Consider the following 18,092-nt stretch of genomic DNA (forward strand, 5'->3'; position numbering starts at 1 on the left):
CGACTCAGCCGCGTCCCGCGTGCCTGTCGGCCAGCACGCGGGCGACATCGGCCAAGCCGAGTCCGCGCGCGCGCAGCGCCACGGTGAGATGGAAGACCAGGTCCGCCGCTTCGCCCAGCAGTTCGGCATCGTCCTGCACGACGGCGGCCAACGCCGTCTCGACACCTTCCTCGCCGACTTTCTGCGCGATCCGGCGCATGCCGCCTTCGAACAGCTTGGTGGTATAGCTGCCCGCCGGCCGCTCGGCATGGCGCTGCGCGACCAGCGCGTCGAGTTCGGCGAGGAAGCCCAGCGGCGGCCGCACGGTTTCGCCGAAGCAACTGGACGTGCCGAGGTGACAGGTCGGGCCATGCGGCTCGGCCTGGACCAGCAAGGTGTCGGCGTCGCAGTCGACGCGGATCGACTTCAGCGCCAGCACGTGGCCGGAGCTCTCGCCCTTGGTCCACAGCCGCTGCTTGCTGCGGCTGAAGAACGTCACCTGGCCGCCGGCCTGGGTCTGCGCCAGCGCCTCGGCATTCATGTAGCCGAGCATCAGCACTTCGCCGCTGAGCCAGTGCTGCACGATCGCCGGCAGCAGGCCGTCGCCCTTGGCCCAGTCGAGGCGGCTGACATCGATGACGGATTCGGTGGCCATGGCGGGCTCCAGAGGATTAGAGGCGAACGGCCACACCCTGGCCGCGCAGATAGTGCTTGAGTTGCGGGATCGCAATGGCGCCCGAATGGAACACGCTGGCCGCCAGCGCACCATCCACGTCGGCCTCGATGAAGGCGTCGCGGAAATGTTCCGGCGCACCGGCACCGCCCGAGGCGATCAGTGGCACATGGCAGACCGCACGCGCCGCCGCCAGCTGTTCCAAATCGTAGCCGCCGCGTACGCCGTCGCTGCCCATGCAGTTCAGCACGATCTCGCCGGCGCCGCGCCGTTGCGCCTCGACCATCCAGTCCAGCGTGCGGCGCGGCAGCGCCCGCGTCTTCGCAGGGTCGCCGGTGTACTGGCGCACGCGCCATTCGCCGTCGGCATCGCGCAGCGAGTCGATGCCGACCACCACGCATTGCACGCCGAACGCGGCAGCCAGCTCGTCGATCAACCGGGGCCGCTCCAGCGCCGGCGAGTTCACCGAGATCTTGTCCGCGCCCGCGTGCAGTACCGCGCGCGCCTCGTCGACCGAGCGGATGCCGCCGGCCACGCAGAAGGGAATGTCGATCGCGCGGGCGACCTTCTCGACCCAGCCACGATCCACGCTGCGTCCTTCCGGGCTCGCCGTGATGTCGTAGAACACCAGTTCGTCGGCGCCCTCGTCGCGGTAGCGCAGGGCCAGGTCCACGATCTCACCCATCACCACGTGGTCGCGGAAGCGCACGCCCTTGACCACCTGGCCGTCGCGCACGTCGAGGCAGGGAATGATGCGGCGGCTCAGCATGCCAAGGCCTCCCCGACGGTGAAGCGCCCTTCCAGCAGCGCACGGCCGAGGATCACGCCCTGCGCACCTGCCTCACGCGCGGCGCGGATATCGTCCAGCGTGCGCACGCCGCCGGAAGCTTGCACCGCCAGCTGCGGCACGCTGTCGGCAAGGTGACGATAAAGATCGAGGTTGAAACCGGCCAGCATGCCGTCGCGGTCGATGTCGGTGCACAGCAGGTGGCGCGCGCCGCGCGCGGCATACCACGGCGCCAGCTCGTCCAGCGTACGCGCCTCGGTTTCGGTCCAGCCGGCGCTGGGCAGGGTCCAGCGGCCATCGATGCAACGCGTGTCGAGCGCGAGGGTCAACCGTTCGGCACCGTATTTGCCCAGCCAGCCGGCGACGAGTTCGGGATCGCGGATCGCCACGCTGCCCAGCACCACGCGATCCACGCCGGCGTCGAACAATCGCTCAAGATCATTCTCGTCGCGCACCCCGCCACCGGCCTGGACCTGCATGCCGTCCGCAGCAATCGTTCCGATCACGGCGAGATTGTCGAGCCGACCCGAACGCGCACCATCCAGATCGACCAGGTGCAGCCGGCGTGCGCCGGCGTCGGCGTAACGCCGCGCCAGTTCACGCGGATCGGCCGCATACGTGGTCTGCTGCGCATAGTCGCCTTGCTTCAGGCGCACCACCTGGCCACCGCGCAGGTCGATCGCGGGAATCACGTCGAAGCTCATAGTTCGAGGAAGTTCTTGAGGAGCTTCGCGCCGACGGCGGCGGAGCGCTCGGGATGGAATTGCATGCCGTAGTAGTTGTCGCGCGCGATCACGGCGGAAAATGCCGCGCCGAAGTCGCTGGTGGCGAGGGTCCAGTCGCTCACCGGCACTGCATAGCTGTGCACGAAGTACGCCTGCTCATCGCCGCCCAGCCCGGCCAGCAAGGGATGCGCCTGCTTCGCGCTCAAGCGGTTCCAGCCCATGTGCGGCACGCGCAAGCCGGGAGCTTCGGCGAAGCGGCGCACCGGCGCCGGAATCAGGCCGAGGCATTCGGTATCGCCCTCCTCCGAATGCGCGCACAACAGCTGCATGCCCAGGCAGACGCCGAGTACGGGCTGCTTCAGCGAACGCAACAGCTCGACCAGGCCCAGCTCGCGCAGCCGTGCCATGCCGGGACCGGCGGCGCCCACGCCGGGCAGGATCACCTTGTCGGCGGCGCGGATCGTCGCCGCGTCCGCGGTCAGCGCGGCATCCACGCCCAACCGTTGCAGCGCGTAACGCACCGAACCGATATTGGTGCCGCCGGCGTCGACCAGGACCACGCTCATCACAGCGCGCCCTTCGTGCTGGGCAGCTCGCTGCCCTCGCGGCGGATCGCCTGGCGCAGCGTACGCGCCACCACCTTGAAGCAGGCCTCGACCATGTGGTGCGCGTTGTCGCCGCGCACCACCAGCTGCAGGTTCGCGCCCAGGCTCTCGCACAGCGAACGGAAGAAATGCGGCACCAGTTCGGTCGGCACCTCGCCCACGCGCTCGCGCGGGAAGCTGCCCTCGAACACGAAGTACGGCCGGCCGGACAAGTCCAGTGCCGCGCTGGCCTGCGCCTCGTCCATCGGCAGGGTGAAGCCGTAGCGGCCGATGCCGCGCTTGTCGCCGAGCGCCTGCTTCAAGGCGCTGCCCAGCGCCAGCGCGCAGTCCTCGATGGTGTGGTGTTCGTCGATGTGGGTGTCGCCGTCGCAGTCGAGCTTCAGCGCGAAGCCGCCGTGCTTGCCGATCTGCTCCAGCATGTGGTCGAAGAAGCCGAGGCCGGTGTGCGCCTGCGGCTCGGCCACCTTGTCCAGGTCCACGCTGACCGTGATCCGGGTTTCCTTGGTGTTGCGCACCACCGTGGCGACGCGCGGCGCGTCGAGCAGCTGGTGCGCCAGTTCCTCCCAAGCCACGCCCTGCGGGCCGACGCGGAAGCCGCGCACGCCCATGTTCGCGGCGAACTGCAGGTCGGTTTCGCGATCGCCGGCCATCGCCGACGCCGCGCGGCTCCAGCCGTCGTCGGCCAGGTAGTGGCGCAGCATGCCGACGCCGGGCTTGCGCGTGTCGCGGCCTTCGTGCGGGAAGCTGCGGTCGATCAGCACTTCGCGGAAGCGGATGCCCTGCGAGGCGAGGATGCGCAGCAGCAGTTCGTGCGGTCCGGTGAAATGCGGCTCCGGGAAACGGTCGGTGCCCAGGCCGTCCTGGTTGGTCACCATCACCAGCTCATAGCCGGCGGCGACGAAGCGCTGCAACGCGGCGATCACGCCCGGCAGCAGGGCCAGCTTCTCGTAGCTGTCGATCTGCTCATCGGCCGGCTCCTCGATCAGGCAGCCGTCGCGGTCGACGAAGAGGATCTTGCGCTTGTTCATGCCGATCCCTCGGCGGAACTCCGGCCGTCCATGGTCGGACTCCTCGGAAAAGCCGCTTTCCCGGCAACACTTCGAGCCGCAGCCAGTACGGCCAGCACCCGGTCATTCTCCGCTGGCGTGCCGATGGTGATGCGCAGTGCATCGCCGAGGTTCGGGTAACGGCGCACGTCGCGCACCACGATGCCGGCCGCGAGCAGGCACTGGTAGACGGCACCGGCATCGTCGAAGCGCACGGCCAGGAAATTCGCCTGCGACGGCAATACCTCGCGCACACCGGGCAACCGGCGCAGCGCTGCCTGCATCCGCGCGCGCTGCTCGCGCACGATGCCGACATGCCCTCGTGCATTCGCCCGGCCCCAGCCGGACAACGCCAGCAACGCGGCGTCCACACACGGCAGCGGCAGCGGGTACGGCGCCATGATCCGGCGCAGCAGCGCGATCACCTCGGCATTCGCCAGCAAGCTGCCGACGCGTGCACCGGCCAGCGCCCAGGCCTTGGACAAGGTGCGCAGCACGGCGAGATTGTCGTAGCGATCGATCAGGTCCGCCACGCTGCCTGCGTCGCTGAACTCGACATAGGCCTCGTCCACCACCAGCAAGGCGCGACCGCTCAGTGCCTGCGCCAGCCGCTCGACCGCGGCGCGCGGTACCGGCTGGCCGGTGGGATTGTTCGGCGTGCAGATGAAGACCAGCTTCACCGCCGGGGTCAGTGCTGCCAGCACGGCGTCCACGTCCAGGGTGAAATCCGCCGCCAGCGGCACCTCGACGATGCCCGCGTCCTGCACCCGCGCGCACACCGCGTACATACCGAACGTCGGCGGCTGGATCAGGATGGCGTCGCGGCCGGCGCGGCAAAACGCGCGCACCAGCAGGTCGATCGCCTCGTCGCTGCCGCGGCCGACCAGCAACTGTTCGCGCCGCACGCCGTAGAGTGCCGCGAGCGCCTCGACCAGCGCCGCGGGCTGCGGCTCGGGATAGCGGTTGCAGCCGAGGCCGTCGTCGCCCACCGGGACCCACGCCGACTCGTTCGCGTTGAGGAATACCTCACCGCCGCTGGCCTCCATCCGCGCCGAGGAATACGGCTGCATCGCGCGGATTTCCGGCCGCGCCAGATCGAGCACGCTCATGACAGTGCCTCCAATGTGGCCAATCGCAAGGTCACCGCGCGGCGGTGCGCCTCGAGTTGTTCGGCCGCCGCCAGCATCGCCGTGCAGGGACCGATGTTGCGCAGGCCTTCTTCGCTGACTTCCTGCACGCTGATCTGCTTCTGGTAACTGGCCACCGACACGCCGCTGTAGCTGCGCGCGTAGCCGTAGGTCGGCAGCACATGGTTGCTGCCGCTGCAGTAGTCGCCTACCGATTCGGGCGTCCACTGACCGAGGAAGATCGAGCCCGCGCTGTCGATGCCGTCGAGCAAGGCGCGCGGCGCAGCCACTTGCAGGATCAGGTGCTCGGGCGCGTAGCGGTTGCTGACTTCGACCGCTTGCGCCAGCGAGTCGACCGCGATCAACCGGCTCTGCGCCAGCGCCTGGCGGGCGATCGCGCCACGCGGCAATGCGGCGCACTGGCGTTCGACCTCGGCCGCCGCCTGGTCCAGCAACTCGGCGGACGGACTCAGCAGGATCACCTGCGAATCCGGCCCGTGCTCGGCCTGCGACAGCAGATCCGCGGCGACGAACACGGGATTCGCCTCGGCATCGGCAATCACCAGCACTTCCGACGGGCCGGCGGGCATGTCGATCGCGGCGCCGTCCGGGTCGGACGACACCTGCAGCTTCGCCTCGGTGACCCAGGCGTTGCCGGGGCCGAACAGCTTGTCGCACTTCGGCACGCTGGCGGTGCCGTAGGCCATCGCGGCGATCGCCTGCGCACCGCCCAGCTTGAACACCTGGTGCACGCCGGTGAGGCGCGCGGCATACAGCACCGCCTCGTCGCAACGCCCATCGGCGCGCGCCGGCGAGCACAGCACCACTTCGCGGCAACCGGCGATATGCGCCGGCACGCCCAGCATCAGGGCGGTCGACGGCAGCGGCGCACTGCCGGCCGGCACGTACAGGCCGACCCGGCTGATCGGACGCAACACGCGCTCCACCCGCACGCCGGGTGCGGTATCCACCGCCACCGGTTGCGGTGCCGCCGCGCGATGGAACAGCTCGATGCGTGCGGCTGCTTCGCGGATCGCCGCCTTCAGGTCCGGATCGAGAAAGGCTTCGGCCGCAGCGAATTCGGCCTCGTCCACCGCGATCGCGTCCAATGTGCAGCGGTCGTATGTCGCGCTGAGTTCACGCAGCGCCGCGTCGCCGCGTTCGCGCACGGCGGCAACGATCCGCTCGACACCGCGGCGCAGTTCGTCCGCGCGCAACTGCGCGGGCCGCGCCAGCGCATCCCGACGTGCCGTTTCATCCAGTACGTTCCAGTCCAGACGTTTCATGCCAACCAGCTCTTCATGCAAGCATCTTCTCCACCGGCAGCACGAACATCTCGCGCGCGCCGGCCTTCTTGATTTCTTCCAGTTGCCGCCAGCTCATCTCGCCGGCGCACAGCGCCTGCAGCATCAACTGGTCCGGTTGGCCGGCCACCGGCAGCAGGGTCGGCTGCGGACCGCCGGGCAGCAGGCGGGTGACGGCTTCCAGCGTATGGCGCGAGGTCTGCAGCAGCAGCAGGCGCGACTCGCGCACCTGGATCACTCCGTCCAGCCGCTTCAGCAGCAGTTCCAGCATGTCGCCGCGCTCGTCCACCGGCAGGGTCAGCGGTCCCGCCAGCACCGCCTCGCTCTGCAGCAGCACTTCGGTTTCGCGCAACTGGTTCGCCACCAGGGTGCCGCCGCTCTGCACCAGATCGCAGATCGCGTCGGCGGTGCCCAGCTTCGGCGCAATCTCGACCGAACCGGCCAGGGTCACCACGCCGGCAGCGATTCCCTGCGTGCGCAGCCATTCACCCAGCAGGCCCGGATACGACGTGGCGATGCGCCGGCCTTCCAGTTGCGCCGGCTCGCGGTAGTCCAGCTCCTGCGGCACCGCGATCGACAGCCGGCAGCGCCCGAAGCCGAGCGGGCGCAGTTCGCTGAGCGGTTCGGCGTCGCGTCCCGTGGTGAGCTGGAACTCGCTCAGTACGTTGCGCCCGACGATGCCGAGGTCGCACACGCCCTGCGCGATCAGGCCGGGAATATCGTCGTCGCGCACCAGCAGCAGGTCGACCGGCTCGCCCTCGCCGAAACAGAACAGCTTGTCGCGGCTCTGCCGGAAGGTGAGCCCGCAACGGGTCAGCAGTTCCAGCGCCGGCTCGGTCAGCCGGCCGGACTTCTGCATCGCAATGCGCAAGCGATCGCGCGTTTTCATGCCTTCGCCTTTTTGGCTGCCTGCGACTGCCGCCGCGCCGCACGGGCCGCGGCTGCCAGGTAGCCGCCGCTGCCCTGGTTGAGGTAACGCGCCACCCGTCCGATCGTGGTGATGCTGACTGCGGTGCGCTCGTGGATCTCGCGGTACGACACGCCTTCCAGCAGGTACGGGACCACCCGCCAGCGGTCCACCAGCACCTCGAGCTCGGCCGGCGTGCACAGGTCGCTCAGGAAAGCGCCCATCTCCTCGCTGTTCTTCAACGAGAGCAGCGCCTCGTAAAGGCTCTGCTCGGCGGATTCGACGGGGGTTTCCGGATCGAGTGATCGACGTTTCATAATGTACTAACGCATTAACACAGTGGTGCGCATCATACACGGCATGCGGCACCGCGGCAAACCCGTCCTTCGCCGGCGTCAACCCGGGTTCAGCAGTGGTTGCCCGAAACGCCAGGGGCGGCTTCGACAGCCGCCCCTTCCAAAAACTAAAGACCCCCGCCGAGGCGGGGGTCCTGTGAGCCAGTGCAGGCCGGAGTCGGCTCAGGCCGACTTCTTCTTCGGCGCGGCCTTCTTGGCGGCGGCCGGCTTGGTCACGGTGGGCTTGGCGCCCACCACGGCCGGCAGCACGCCGTGCGCACGGGTATTGCCGTAGCTGCCGCGATAGGTCTTGCCGCGACGGGTCTTGCGATCGCCCTTACCCATGGGGAACTCCTTGATTTATTGGATGAACGGCCTGCCATCATAGCAGTGTCGGAGCCGTACGGGATAGTCAGGGTTGACCGTGTCCGGCGCAGTCTCCGCTGGCATCGAGGCACTTGCCGGGGTCGATCTGCACGGTCACATGCTGGATCCCGAAACGCTCCAGCAACATCCGCTTGATCGCCTGCAAGGCCCGCGCGCCGTCGGCATGCTCATCCAGCTCGGCATGCACGGTGGCCATGCGCGAACCCGACGCCAGTTGCCACACGTGCAGGTGGTGAATGTCGCGGATGCCGGGATCGGCCGTGCGCAGCGACGCTTCCACCAGCGCGCTGTCCATGCCGTCGGGCACGCCTTCCAGCAAGATGTGCGCGGACATCCGCAGCAACCGCCATGCGCTGTTCAGGATCAGCAGCGAGACCAGCAGCGACAGCACCGGATCGGCCCACAGCCAGCCGAACCAGCGGATCGCCAGCGCCGCCAGCACCGCCGCCAGTGAGCCGAGCAGGTCGCCCAGCACATGCAGACTGGCGCCGGCCAGGTTGACGTCGTCGTGCGCATGCCCGTGCAAGGTGCGCAGCACCAGCACGTTCACCAGCAACCCCGCGACGGCCACGGCCAGCATCATCCCGGACAGGATTTCCCCGGGATGCAGCAGCCGCACGACGGCTTCGTAGGCGATCCAGCCGACCAGCACGAACTGGCCGAGTGCATTGACGAAACCCGCCAGCACTTCTGCCCGGCCATAGCCGTAACTGCGCCGCGCATCGGCCGGCCTGGTCGCCATCCATGCGCCGACCACCGCCAGCAGCAGGGCCAGCGCATCGACCATCATGTGTCCGGCGTCAGCCAGCAAGGCCAGCGAGCCGGACCACGCGCCGCCAACCACTTCGACCACCATCATCACGGTGGTCAAGATGAACGCAAACAGCAGCTTGCGACTGCGCCCTCCGGACGCAACGGCGTGGCCGTGCGCATGTTCGTGATGCGCGTGATCGTGCTGGTGGACGTGGGCCGTGTTCATGCGTGCATGCTAGGAACGGCCGCCGCCGTTACACAATCACCACGTTGTTCAGTGCCGCTCAGTGCGCGCACTGCGGGCCGTGCACGTGGGCGCCATCGCCGTGGCTGTCCAGCCGCAGGTTGACGAAATGCGCGCCGGCCAGCAGCAGGCCGCCGCAGGTCACCAGCACGCTGTGCAGGATCGGCGAGGAACCATCGAGATAGATGACGCCGAGCAGCAGCAAGGCCAGCCCCGGCACCGCCAGCCGCAACGGCAACGGGCGCTGGTGCCGGCGATAGCCGCGGACCAGGACGAACGAGGCCAGCACGCAGGCGCACAGCACGAAAACGCGCTCGAAGCGATGGTCTGCCAGGAATTCCAGACCCAGCAACGGCAGCAGCGCAAGCACGAAGGGCAGCAGCGCGCAGTGGATCGCGCACAGGAAGGAAGCCATCGCGCCAACGCGATCGGCCACATGCCACCAGCGGGATTTGTTCGACTGTTCGGAATCCATCGACCTGCCCCGGCACCGCCAGACGTGGCGGCTCAGTACCCGGTGAGTCATATGTTACATTATAACATTACAAAGCGCCATACCCGACGACCGGTGGATTCAGGCTTTGCGGCAATGCCGGCAGGTGCCGTGGACTTCCAGCGTCTGTGCCTGTGGACGGAAGCCGAACGCCTTCGCCTGTGCCTCGATCAGCTCGGCGACCCGTTCATCGCAGACTTCCTGGGCACTGGAGCAGATGTCGCAGATCAGGAACGGCACCTGGTGCGCCTCGGCCGGGTGGTGGCAGGAGACGAACGCGTTGATCGATTCCAGCTTGTGGATGAAGCCGTTCTCGAGCAGAAAGTCGAGCGCGCGATAGACCGTGGGCGGCGCGGCGTTGCCGTGCTTCTCGCGCAGCTGGTCGAGCAGATCGTAGGCCTTGACCGGCTTGTGCGCAGTCGCGACCAGCTCGAGCACTTCCTTGCGCAGCGGGGTCAGGCGCAAGCCGCGCTCCTCGCTGGCATGCTCCACCGCGCGCACGAACCCCTTCGCATCCTCATGATGATGATGCGGATGGTGCGCGTGCGGGTTGTGGACGACTTCGTGGCTCACGCGTTTCACCTCAAGACGGATCATACACTCGCAACCGCATCACTCCAGGCAAGGCTCAGCGCCGCAGTGGCGGCGGCTGCGGGCGCGGCGCGGGGCGGGGCCTGGCCAGGATCACGATCCAGCCGATCGGCCCCAGCACCCACGCCCACACGATGCCTTCGAGCAGGCGGCCGCGCCACCAGCCGAGCAGCGCGCCCACCGCGACGAACAGCAGGCTCCACCAGAACATGGCTGCCCACGGCAGCATATTCAACAGGTTGAAGAAGATATGCCAGAACGCTCCCGGCGCATCGGGATCGACGCCACGGGTAGCCCTGGCCAGCAGTTCGTCCATGGCGGGCTCAGCGTGTCATTGGCATGGCGAGAAACTCATCCCCGCGCGAGGGCGATCGCGGCGTCGATGCGCTTGAGCGCTTCGTCGCGGCCTGCCAGGTAGATCGTGTACTCGATCGACGGCGAGACCTGGGTGCCGGTCATCGCCACCCGCAGCGGCTGCGCGATCTTGCCCATGCCCAGCTCAAGCTTTGCGGCAACCTGCTCGATCACCTGGTGGATCGGCTCCGGCATCCATTCGCACCCGGCCAGCAGCGATTTGGCCGCATCGAGCACGGCAACCGCACTGTCGTTCTTCAGATGCTTGGTGACCGCCTTGTCGTCCCATTCGGCGATCGGCGCGTACCAGATCTTCGCGCGCTCGGCCATTTCCTTCAGCGTGTGCACGCGGTCGCGCAGCGCCACGATCACGTCGACCGGCGCCGGGCCGTGCGAAGCGTCGATGCCGGCGCGCTGAAGGTGCCACTCGAATTCGGCGGCCAGCGACTGCGGATCATCCGTCTTCAGGTAGTGCTGATTGAGCCAGGCCAGCTTCTCGGTGTCGAAGCGCGAAGCGGCCTTGTTGACGTCGGCGATGTCGAACAGCGCGATCATCTCCTCGCGCGAGAAGATCTCCTGGTCGCCGTGCGACCAGCCCAGCCGCACCAGGTAGTTGAGGATCGCGTGCGGCAGGAAGCCGTCGGCGCGGTACTCCATCACGCTGACCGAGTTGGTGCGCTTGGACAGCTTCTTGCCTTCCTTGTCCAGGATCATCGGCAGGTGCGCGAACTCCGGCACCTTGGCGCCCAGCGCGTGATAGATGTTGATCTGCCGCGGCGTGTTGTTGACGTGGTCGTCGCCGCGGATCACCTCGGTGATGCCCATGTCGATGTCGTCGACCACCACGGCGAAGTTGTAGGTGGGCCAGCCGTCGGAGCGGAAGATCACCAGATCGTCCAGTTCGCTGTTGGCCCATTCGATGCGGCCCTTCACCTTGTCCTCGAACACCACCGAGCCTTCGCTCGGGTTGCGAAAGCGGATCACGCGATTGGGATCTTCACGACGGGCTTCATGAAAGCCGGGCTCGTTGCGGTCGCGGTAATGGCCGTTGTAGCGCGGCTTCTCGCCCTTCGCCATCGCGGCCTCGCGCATCGCTTCGATCTCTTCCTTGCTCTCGTAGGCGTAGTACGCCTTGCCGGCAGCGACCAGTTCGTCGGCGACCTGCTTGTACCGCGCAAGCCGCTGGGTCTGGTAGAACGGGCCCTCGTCGGCGTCGAGGTCGAGCCAGTGCATCGCGTCGAGGATCGCCTGCACCGCCGCGTCGGTGGAACGCTCGCGATCGGTATCCTCGATGCGCAGGATGAATTCGCCGCCGCGCCGACGCGATTCCAGCCAGCAGTACAGTGCAGTACGCGCCCCGCCAATGTGCAGGAAACCGGTGGGGCTGGGGGCGAATCGGGTGCGGACGGTCATGGGAACTCGATGGATGCGGAGCGAAGTGATGGATTTTAGCCGATACCGGGACACAAGCCGTTGCCGCAGCCAGCATGCACACCGGCGCATGCGCATGGCCGTACTCGCCATGCTCACGTCGAGCCTTGCCCTGCCCGCCCTGGCCGGCAATCCGGGCTACGACCGCCCCGGCTATGGTTTCACGCCCGTCGTACTCGGCACTGGCGACATCACCATCGAACAGGGGCTGCCGGACTGGAGCCGCAGTCGGCAGAATGGCATCACCCGTTCGCAGTACAGCGCCGACAGCCTGCTGCGCATCGGCATCGGCGGCCCGCTGGAACTGCAGCTGGGCAGCTCGCCGTGGAACTCGCTGCGGCAGAGCGGCGCCGACAGTGACGACCACAGCCACGGACATGGCGACACGATACTCGGGCTGAAACTGGCACTGCCCTCCTCGAGCCAGGCCGTCAGCTGGGGCCTGCTGGGCAGCGTGGAATTCACCGATGGCGCGAAGGCATTCCGTGGCGACCGGCGCCAATACCTGCTCGGTGCCCAGTTCAACCTGCAGGCAAGCGAGCGCAATTCGTTGGGCCTGTATCTGCAGAATGTGCGCAGTGACGGCACGGACAGCACCACCGTGGCAGTCAGCGACAACTACATGCCGAGCAGCACGCTGGTGCTGTATGTCGAAACCGCACGGTTGCGCACGCCGGGCCAGGGCAGCGGCACGGTTGCCGGTGCCGGACTGGGCTGGCTGATCACCCCACGCGTGCAACTCGACGCCGGCTTCGATCGTCGGCTGGACGGCGCGGTGCCCGACTGGCAGACCAACCTCGGCGTCGCGATCTATTTCGGACGCTGAGCGTCGGAAGCCAGCCGGCGCAGCGCGAAACTCACTTGACGTGGATGGTGATCTTCTTCGACACCACCGCCGGATCAAACGGTACGTGGTTCTGGTCGCCCAGCTCCAGTTGCAAGGTATGCGTGCCGGGCTTCAGCTTCAGCGTGGTCTCGGTCTGGCCGCCACCGAAGTGGATGTGGTTGGCGTCGTTCGGGATCGGCTGACCGGCAGCGGGCAGTTCTTTCACGTCGACCAGCAGGTGATGGTGGCCGGTGTGCTCCTTGGCCACCCCGGCCGGCGCCACGCCCATGCCCTTGAGACCGAAGCGCACGGTGACGTCCTGCCCCACGGTGGCACCGTTGGCGGGCGAGATGATGTAGACCGCGGCGCCGCCGGGTGCCGGGGTGACCGGCAGGCCAGCGTCGGCGGCCATCGCGGCGCTGGTCAGTCCGGTCAGGGCAAGTGCGAGCAGGATGCGTTTCATCGTCGGTCTCCAGCGGGGAAGGATGGCCCAGTGTAAGTGCTGCGGCGCCTTCAAGGCATCCGCACGTCACCACGGCGTCATGCGCCCGCCATGTCGCCGCAACGCTGGCCGGCGAAACTGTGTCCAGCCAGCACGGGTATCGTCATGCGCATCGGCATCGTCAGCGAAACCTATCCACCGGAAATCAACGGCGTCGCGCTGACCGTGCACAGCCTCGCCGCCGGACTCGCCGCGCGGGGCCACAGCATCGACCTGATCCGCCCGCGCCAGCCGCAGCCATATGGCGATGAAGCCGGCATCGACGCGCTCGAACTGCGCGGCGGCGCCCTGCCCCGTTACCCGGGCCTGCGCTTCGGCCTGCCGGCCGGCCGCACGCTGCGCCAGCATTGGTCGAAGCAGCGCCCCGACGCGGTCTACGTCGCCACCGAAGGACCGCTCGGCTGGTCGGCCATGCGTGCCGCCAGGCGGCTGGGCATCCCGCTCAGCAGCGGCTTCCATACCCGCTTCGACAGCTATGCCCGCCACTACGGTCTGGGCTTGCTTACGCCGCTGGTGCGCGGCTACCTGCGCCGCTTCCACCAGCGTGCCGCCGCCACGCTGGTGCCGACCAACGCACTCGCACGGGAGCTGCACGCCATGGGTATCACCAACGCCTGCCTGTTGCGCCGCGCAGTGGACACGCAGTTGTTCCACCCGAACCGGCGCGATGAAGCCTTGCGCGCCAGCTGGGGCGTGGACGCCGCCACGCCGGTGGTGCTGTACGTCGGGCGCATCGCGCCGGAGAAGAATCTCGAACTGGCGGTACAGGCCTTTCGCGCGATCCGCCAGCAGGCGCCACAGGCGCGTTACGTATGGGTCGGCGATGGCCCGGCCCGCGACGCGCTGCAGGCGGCGCATCCGGATTTCATCTTCGCCGGCGTGCAACGCGGCGAGGCGCTGGCACGGCACTACGCCAGCGCGGACCTGTTCCCGTTCCCCAGCCTCAGCGAGACCTTCGGCAACGTGATCATCGAGGCGCTGGCCGCCGGCCTGCCGGTGGTGGCGTACGCCGAAGGCGCCGCGCGCGAGCATCTCGTCGATGGCGTCAACGGCTACTGCATCGCATCGGGCAACGCACAGGCATTCATCGAGGCGGCGGCAAGACTGGCCGGCAATCCGGCGTTGATCCGGCACATGGGCCGCGCCGGCCATGCCGGCATGGCCGGGCTTTCGCCGGACGCGGTGATCCGCGATTTCGAAACCCTGCTGCGCGAGATGGCCGAGGAGAACCTGCATGAGCACGCCACCATCGCTGCCCACGTCTGAGCTTCTTCCCGGGCCGCGTTTCGCCCTGGACCGACGCGTCTGCGTGATCGCCAACCACTGGGGCGCCCGACGCCTGGTCGGCCTGCTCTTCGGCATGGTCAGCCGGCTCGGCGACGGGGTGTTCTGGTATGCACTGATGGTCGCGCTGGCCGTACTCGGCGGTCAGCGCGGCATCGCCGCAGCCGCGCACATGGCGGTGACCGGGCTCGCCGCTTTGCTGCTGTATCGCCTGCTGAAGCGCTGGACGCGCCGCCCGCGTCCCTACCGCGCCTGCCCCGGCGTGATCGCGCACGTGCCACCGCTGGACGAGTTCAGTTTTCCGTCCGGGCATACCCTGCAGGCGGTGGGTTTCAGCGTCGTGGCGCTGGCCTGGTATCCGTCGCTGGCGCCGCTGCTGCTGGGTTTCACTGCGCTGGTCGCGGTCTCGCGGGTGATCCTCGGCCTGCACTATCCCAGCGACGTGCTGGCCGCGATCGTCATCGGCGGCGGTCTGGGCAGCGCGTCGCTGTGGTTGCTGTCGTCGCTCGGTTGAGCATTGCGCTGCACAGAATATGTGCACGCCGTCGGCAGTGCCTTTGCACTCAGACAGATAGCGCACTTGTCCACAGGCTTTACCGCACACACTCCACAATCGCTGTGGAGAACTCCCCCCGCCTGCGCAACATCTCGGCAACGCGTAGCAAGTGCTTGATGGACAAGTGGCGAACATCGCTTGTCCACAGGCTTTACCGCGGCACCTCCACAGCGGCTGTGGAAAACCCGATCGCGCAAACGACGATGCCGCCCGAAGGCGGCATCGCATCGCTGCAGCAAGCATGACCGATCAAGCGGCGCGCGGCGCCTTCATCAGGATGCCGAGCAGGTCGGCCAGCTTGTCGCGCATCTCGCGGCGGTCGACGATCAGGTCGATCGCGCCATGGTCGAGCAGGAACTCCGAACGCTGGAAGCCTTCCGGCAAGGTCTCGCGCACGGTCTGCTCGATCACGCGCGGGCCGGCGAAACCGATCAGCGCCTTCGGCTCGCCGATGTTGATGTCGCCGAGCATTGCCAGGCTGGCCGAAACGCCGCCGGTGGTCGGGTTGGTCAGCACGCTGATGTACGGCACGCCGGCGTCGCGCAGGCGCGCCAGCGCGGCCGAGGTCTTGGCCATCTGCATCAGCGAGAACAGCGCTTCCTGCATGCGCGCGCCGCCGGTGGCGGAGAAACACACCAGCGCGCTCTTGTCGGCCAGCGCGCGCTCGGCGGCACGCGCGAACTTCTCGCCGACCACCGAACCCATCGAGCCGCCCATGTAGGCGAACTCGAACGCCGTCGCCATCAGCGGGCGGCCCTTGAGCCTGCCGCTCATCGCGACCATCGCGTCCTTCTCGCCGACCTTCTTCTGGGTGGCGGTGATACGGTCGCGATACTTCTTGGAGTCGCGGAACTTCAGCGGATCGGTCGGCTCGAGGCTGGCCCACAGTTCCTGCGCGGAACCTTCATCCAGCAACGCGCCCAGCCGCGCACGCGCGCTGATGTAGTGGTGATGGCCGCACTTGGGGCAGACCATCAGGTTGCGCTCCAGCTCCGGCTTGTACAGCACGGTGCCGCAACCGCCGCACTTCTCCCACACGCCTTCGGGCACCGAGCCCTTGCCGGCACCCGATGCCTGCGGGCGGGTGCGCGGGTTCATGATTTTCTGCAGCCAATTCATTGCATCACCCTGACTGTTCGTGAGCGCGCCGCGATCAGGCGGTGCGCATCCTCAATGCGTATCGAGCGCGGTGCGGATCGGCGCCAGGAACGCTTGCGCGCGCGAGACGATTTCCGCGGCATCCGTCGCCCCGGCCAGCCGCTCGACCAGCGCGCTGCCGATCACCACCGCATCGGCGAAACCGGCGATCGCCTGCGCGCTCGCCGCATCGCGGATGCCGAAACCCACCGCCACCGGCGCCTTCGCATGGGCCCGGATATCGGCCACGCGTGCCGCGATGTCGCCGGTGCTCAAGTGTGCCGCACCGGTGATGCCGGCAAACGAGACATAGTACAGGAAACCCTCGGCCGAACCGCACAACTGCGCCATACGCGAGGGTTCGGTGGTCGGCGCGGCGAGCAGGATCTGCTGCAGTCCGGCGTCGCGCAACGGCTGCAATACGGCGGACTCCTCCAGCGGGCAATCGACCAGCAGCACGCCGTCGACGCCGGCCTGCACGGCCTCCTGCGCGAAACGCGCGTAACCGTGGATCTCGACCGGGTTCAGATAACCCATCAGCACGATCGGCGTGTCCGCATCGCGCTGTCGGAACGCAGCGACCCAGCCCAACACGTCGGCCAGGCCCACGCCTTTCGCGATCGCCCGCTCGCTGGCGTGCTGGATCACCGGGCCGTCCGCCATCGGGTCGGAAAACGGCACGCCCAGTTCGATCAGGTCGGCACCGGCGTCGGCCAGCGCGTGCATCAGCGCCACCATGTGCTGCGGCGACGGATCGCCGGCGGTGACGAACGGAATCAGGCCGGTGCGGCCGGCAGCTTTCAGTGTGGCGAAGCGGCGGTCGATGCGGCTCATACCTTGACTCCTTCGCGCGCCGCGATCGTGTGCACGTCCTTGTCGCCGCGACCGGACAGGTTGCACAGCACGATGCCGTCCTTCGGATATTCGCGCGCCAGCCTGATCGCCTGCGCTACCGCATGGCTGGATTCCAGTGCGGCCAGGATGCCTTCGGTGCGCGCGAGCAGATGGAACGCCTCCAGCGCCTCGTCGTCGGTGACGCCAACATAGTCGGCGCGGCCGGCGTCCTTCAGGAACGCGTGCTCGGGGCCGACGCCGGGATAGTCGAGGCCGGCCGAGACCGAGTGCGTCTCGGTGATCTGGCCGTTGTCGTCGCACAGCACGTAGGTGCGGTTGCCGTGCAGCACGCCGGGCCGGCCGGCCGCCAGCGACGCGGCGTGATGACCCGTGGCCAGACCCAGGCCCGCCGCCTCGGCGCCGACGATGCGCACGTCGGCATCATTGAGGAAGGCATGGAACAGGCCGATCGCGTTGGAACCGCCGCCGACGCAGGCGGTCAGCACGTTCGGTAGGCGACCGTACTGCTCCAGCATCTGCGCGCGCGCCTCGCGCCCCACGACCGCATTGAAGTCGCGCACCATCAGCGGATACGGATGCGGACCGGCCACGGTGCCGATGATGTAGAAGGTGTCGGCGACGTTGGTGACCCAGTCGCGCATCGCCTCGTTCAACGCATCCTTCAGCGTCTTCGAGCCGGACGTGACTGGCACCACCTCGGCGCCGAGCAGCTTCATGCGGTAGACATTGATCTTCTGCCGCTCGATGTCGACCGCGCCCATGTAGACCACGCACTTCAGGCCCAGCCGCGCCGCCACCGTGGCGCTGGCCACGCCGTGCTGGCCGGCGCCGGTCTCGGCGATGATGCGGGTCTTGCCCATGCTGCGCGCGACCAGGGCCTGGCCGACCGTGTTGTTGATCTTGTGCGCGCCGGTGTGGTTCAGATCCTCGCGCTTGAACAGGATGCGCGCGCCACCGACATGCTGCGACAGGCGCTCGGCGTGGTAGATCGGACTGGGCCGGCCGACGTAGTGCTTGAGGTCGCGGTCGAGTTCGGCGATGAACGCCGGATCGTCGCGCAGGCGCAGGTAGGCTTCGGTCAGTTCGGCCAGCGGCGCCATCAGGGTCTCGGCGACGTAGCTGCCACCGTAGTTGCCGAAGCGGCCGTGCGCGTCGGGGTAGGCGTTGTAATCCACGATCTTGCTCATGTCC

Annotated in this window: 22 protein-coding genes; 3 read left to right on the forward strand and 19 right to left on the reverse strand. The window is 68.0% G+C overall.

The genetic code is table 11. The features are described 5' to 3' along the window. Window positions 1-4: 4 nt before the first annotated feature. From hisIE to gltX, 15 genes are all read right to left on the reverse strand, one after another. Window positions 5-634, reverse strand: coding sequence for a bifunctional phosphoribosyl-AMP cyclohydrolase/phosphoribosyl-ATP diphosphatase HisIE (gene hisIE / locus ABIE04_RS02045; RefSeq protein ID WP_354546914.1), 630 nt, complete (start codon window positions 632-634; stop codon window positions 5-7). 16 nt (window positions 635-650) lie between these two features. After that, window positions 651-1,421: an imidazole glycerol phosphate synthase subunit HisF gene (gene hisF, locus ABIE04_RS02050; RefSeq protein ID WP_354546915.1), complete on the reverse strand. Its 771-nt coding sequence runs from the start codon at window positions 1,419-1,421 to the stop codon at window positions 651-653. Next, the gene (gene hisA / locus ABIE04_RS02055; protein ID WP_354546916.1) at window positions 1,415-2,143 is read right to left on the reverse strand and encodes a 1-(5-phosphoribosyl)-5-[(5-phosphoribosylamino)methylideneamino]imidazole-4-carboxamide isomerase; all 729 of its coding nucleotides are present in this window, start codon (window positions 2,141-2,143) and stop codon (window positions 1,415-1,417) included. The genes hisF and hisA overlap by 7 nt, the downstream gene beginning before the upstream one ends. Beyond that, window positions 2,140-2,730 (reverse strand): imidazole glycerol phosphate synthase subunit HisH, encoded by a 591-nt coding sequence (hisH, locus tag ABIE04_RS02060; RefSeq protein ID WP_354546917.1) that lies wholly within the window; start codon window positions 2,728-2,730, stop codon window positions 2,140-2,142. The genes hisA and hisH overlap by 4 nt, the downstream gene beginning before the upstream one ends. Beyond that, a complete protein-coding gene (gene hisB, locus ABIE04_RS02065) occupies window positions 2,730-3,797 on the reverse strand; it encodes a bifunctional histidinol-phosphatase/imidazoleglycerol-phosphate dehydratase HisB (RefSeq protein ID WP_354546918.1) in 1,068 nt (355 codons plus the stop codon). Before hisB ends, hisH begins: the two co-directional genes overlap by 1 nt. Further along, window positions 3,794-4,924 (reverse strand): histidinol-phosphate transaminase, encoded by a 1,131-nt coding sequence (gene hisC, locus ABIE04_RS02070; RefSeq protein WP_354546919.1) that lies wholly within the window; start codon window positions 4,922-4,924, stop codon window positions 3,794-3,796. The genes hisB and hisC overlap by 4 nt, the downstream gene beginning before the upstream one ends. Next, the gene (gene hisD, locus ABIE04_RS02075; protein WP_354546920.1) at window positions 4,921-6,228 is read right to left on the reverse strand and encodes a histidinol dehydrogenase; all 1,308 of its coding nucleotides are present in this window, start codon (window positions 6,226-6,228) and stop codon (window positions 4,921-4,923) included. The genes hisC and hisD overlap by 4 nt, the downstream gene beginning before the upstream one ends. 13 nt (window positions 6,229-6,241) lie before the next feature. Further along, complete coding sequence (hisG, locus tag ABIE04_RS02080) at window positions 6,242-7,135, reverse strand: ATP phosphoribosyltransferase (RefSeq protein ID WP_354546921.1); 894 nt, start codon at window positions 7,133-7,135, stop codon at window positions 6,242-6,244. Continuing rightward, on the reverse strand, window positions 7,132-7,470 hold the full coding sequence (locus ABIE04_RS02085) for a YerC/YecD family TrpR-related protein (RefSeq protein WP_354546922.1): 339 nt from the start codon (window positions 7,468-7,470) through the stop codon (window positions 7,132-7,134). The genes hisG and ABIE04_RS02085 overlap by 4 nt, the downstream gene beginning before the upstream one ends. Window positions 7,471-7,671: 201 nt before the next feature. After that, a complete protein-coding gene (locus ABIE04_RS02090; protein WP_015447337.1) occupies window positions 7,672-7,833 on the reverse strand; it encodes a 30S ribosomal protein THX in 162 nt (53 codons plus the stop codon). A 67-nt stretch (window positions 7,834-7,900) separates the two neighbouring features. Next, window positions 7,901-8,854, reverse strand: a complete 954-nt coding sequence (locus tag ABIE04_RS02095) for a cation diffusion facilitator family transporter (protein ID WP_354546923.1) — start codon at window positions 8,852-8,854, stop codon at window positions 7,901-7,903. 58 nt (window positions 8,855-8,912) lie between these two features. Further along, window positions 8,913-9,347 (reverse strand): MerC domain-containing protein, encoded by a 435-nt coding sequence (locus tag ABIE04_RS02100; protein ID WP_354546924.1) that lies wholly within the window; start codon window positions 9,345-9,347, stop codon window positions 8,913-8,915. Between the two features lie 99 nt (window positions 9,348-9,446). Further along, a complete protein-coding gene (locus ABIE04_RS02105; protein WP_354546925.1) occupies window positions 9,447-9,962 on the reverse strand; it encodes a transcriptional repressor in 516 nt (171 codons plus the stop codon). 31 nt (window positions 9,963-9,993) lie between these two features. Next, window positions 9,994-10,272: a hypothetical protein gene (locus tag ABIE04_RS02110; RefSeq protein ID WP_354546926.1), complete on the reverse strand. Its 279-nt coding sequence runs from the start codon at window positions 10,270-10,272 to the stop codon at window positions 9,994-9,996. Between the two features lie 35 nt (window positions 10,273-10,307). Beyond that, complete coding sequence (gltX, locus tag ABIE04_RS02115) at window positions 10,308-11,723, reverse strand: glutamate--tRNA ligase (RefSeq protein WP_354546927.1); 1,416 nt, start codon at window positions 11,721-11,723, stop codon at window positions 10,308-10,310. A gap of 94 nt (window positions 11,724-11,817) precedes the next feature. Here gltX and ABIE04_RS02120 point away from each other — a divergent pair, with 94 nt between their 5' ends. After that, entirely contained in the window at window positions 11,818-12,567 is a 750-nt protein-coding gene (locus ABIE04_RS02120; RefSeq protein ID WP_354546928.1) for a transporter, read from the forward strand. Between the two features lie 31 nt (window positions 12,568-12,598). Here the strand turns inward: ABIE04_RS02120 and ABIE04_RS02125 are convergent, their stop codons facing one another. Continuing rightward, on the reverse strand, window positions 12,599-13,030 hold the full coding sequence (locus ABIE04_RS02125) for a DUF4399 domain-containing protein (protein ID WP_354546929.1): 432 nt from the start codon (window positions 13,028-13,030) through the stop codon (window positions 12,599-12,601). A gap of 144 nt (window positions 13,031-13,174) precedes the next feature. Here ABIE04_RS02125 and ABIE04_RS02130 point away from each other — a divergent pair, with 144 nt between their 5' ends. Together ABIE04_RS02130 and ABIE04_RS02135 are read left to right on the forward strand one after the other, a co-directional pair. Further along, entirely contained in the window at window positions 13,175-14,335 is a 1,161-nt protein-coding gene (locus tag ABIE04_RS02130) for a glycosyltransferase family 4 protein (RefSeq protein WP_354546930.1), read from the forward strand. Continuing rightward, window positions 14,304-14,867, forward strand: a complete 564-nt coding sequence (locus ABIE04_RS02135) for a phosphatase PAP2 family protein (protein ID WP_354546931.1) — start codon at window positions 14,304-14,306, stop codon at window positions 14,865-14,867. The genes ABIE04_RS02130 and ABIE04_RS02135 overlap by 32 nt, the downstream gene beginning before the upstream one ends. Window positions 14,868-15,158: 291 nt before the next feature. On the opposite strand, the gene accD is transcribed toward ABIE04_RS02135, so the two are convergent. From accD to trpB, 3 genes are read right to left on the reverse strand one after another with little or no spacing between them, the layout of a single operon-like run. After that, complete coding sequence (gene accD / locus ABIE04_RS02140; RefSeq protein ID WP_354546932.1) at window positions 15,159-16,028, reverse strand: acetyl-CoA carboxylase, carboxyltransferase subunit beta; 870 nt, start codon at window positions 16,026-16,028, stop codon at window positions 15,159-15,161. A 51-nt stretch (window positions 16,029-16,079) separates the two neighbouring features. Beyond that, entirely contained in the window at window positions 16,080-16,880 is an 801-nt protein-coding gene (gene trpA, locus ABIE04_RS02145) for a tryptophan synthase subunit alpha (RefSeq protein WP_354546933.1), read from the reverse strand. Next, window positions 16,877-18,088, reverse strand: a complete 1,212-nt coding sequence (gene trpB / locus ABIE04_RS02150; RefSeq protein WP_354546934.1) for a tryptophan synthase subunit beta — start codon at window positions 18,086-18,088, stop codon at window positions 16,877-16,879. The genes trpA and trpB overlap by 4 nt, the downstream gene beginning before the upstream one ends. Window positions 18,089-18,092 lie beyond the last annotated feature (4 nt).

The organism is Rhodanobacter soli, assembly GCF_040548735.1.
Taxonomy (GTDB): Bacteria; Pseudomonadota; Gammaproteobacteria; order Xanthomonadales; family Rhodanobacteraceae; genus Rhodanobacter; species Rhodanobacter soli_A.

Coding starts and splice junctions, on each gene's coding strand:
- ABIE04_RS02100 (WP_354546924.1), bottom strand. CDS start 9,347: ATGGATTCCGAACAGTCGAACAAATCCCGCTGGTGGCATGTGGCCGAT.
- hisF (WP_354546915.1), bottom strand. CDS start 1,421: ATGCTGAGCCGCCGCATCATTCCCTGCCTCGACGTGCGCGACGGCCAG.
- ABIE04_RS02105 (WP_354546925.1), bottom strand. CDS start 9,962: ATGATCCGTCTTGAGGTGAAACGCGTGAGCCACGAAGTCGTCCACAAC.
- hisD (WP_354546920.1), bottom strand. CDS start 6,228: ATGAAACGTCTGGACTGGAACGTACTGGATGAAACGGCACGTCGGGAT.
- trpA (WP_354546933.1), bottom strand. CDS start 16,880: ATGAGCCGCATCGACCGCCGCTTCGCCACACTGAAAGCTGCCGGCCGC.
- hisB (WP_354546918.1), bottom strand. CDS start 3,797: ATGAACAAGCGCAAGATCCTCTTCGTCGACCGCGACGGCTGCCTGATC.
- hisH (WP_354546917.1), bottom strand. CDS start 2,730: ATGAGCGTGGTCCTGGTCGACGCCGGCGGCACCAATATCGGTTCGGTG.
- hisIE (WP_354546914.1), bottom strand. CDS start 634: ATGGCCACCGAATCCGTCATCGATGTCAGCCGCCTCGACTGGGCCAAG.
- gltX (WP_354546927.1), bottom strand. CDS start 11,723: ATGACCGTCCGCACCCGATTCGCCCCCAGCCCCACCGGTTTCCTGCAC.
- ABIE04_RS02120 (WP_354546928.1), top strand. CDS start 11,818: ATGGCCGTACTCGCCATGCTCACGTCGAGCCTTGCCCTGCCCGCCCTG.
- hisG (WP_354546921.1), bottom strand. CDS start 7,135: ATGAAAACGCGCGATCGCTTGCGCATTGCGATGCAGAAGTCCGGCCGG.
- ABIE04_RS02095 (WP_354546923.1), bottom strand. CDS start 8,854: ATGAACACGGCCCACGTCCACCAGCACGATCACGCGCATCACGAACAT.
- ABIE04_RS02125 (WP_354546929.1), bottom strand. CDS start 13,030: ATGAAACGCATCCTGCTCGCACTTGCCCTGACCGGACTGACCAGCGCC.
- trpB (WP_354546934.1), bottom strand. CDS start 18,088: ATGAGCAAGATCGTGGATTACAACGCCTACCCCGACGCGCACGGCCGC.
- ABIE04_RS02110 (WP_354546926.1), bottom strand. CDS start 10,272: ATGGACGAACTGCTGGCCAGGGCTACCCGTGGCGTCGATCCCGATGCG.
- ABIE04_RS02090 (WP_015447337.1), bottom strand. CDS start 7,833: ATGGGTAAGGGCGATCGCAAGACCCGTCGCGGCAAGACCTATCGCGGC.
- hisC (WP_354546919.1), bottom strand. CDS start 4,924: ATGAGCGTGCTCGATCTGGCGCGGCCGGAAATCCGCGCGATGCAGCCG.
- accD (WP_354546932.1), bottom strand. CDS start 16,028: ATGAATTGGCTGCAGAAAATCATGAACCCGCGCACCCGCCCGCAGGCA.
- ABIE04_RS02085 (WP_354546922.1), bottom strand. CDS start 7,470: ATGAAACGTCGATCACTCGATCCGGAAACCCCCGTCGAATCCGCCGAG.
- hisA (WP_354546916.1), bottom strand. CDS start 2,143: ATGAGCTTCGACGTGATTCCCGCGATCGACCTGCGCGGTGGCCAGGTG.
- ABIE04_RS02130 (WP_354546930.1), top strand. CDS start 13,175: ATGCGCATCGGCATCGTCAGCGAAACCTATCCACCGGAAATCAACGGC.
- ABIE04_RS02135 (WP_354546931.1), top strand. CDS start 14,304: ATGAGCACGCCACCATCGCTGCCCACGTCTGAGCTTCTTCCCGGGCCG.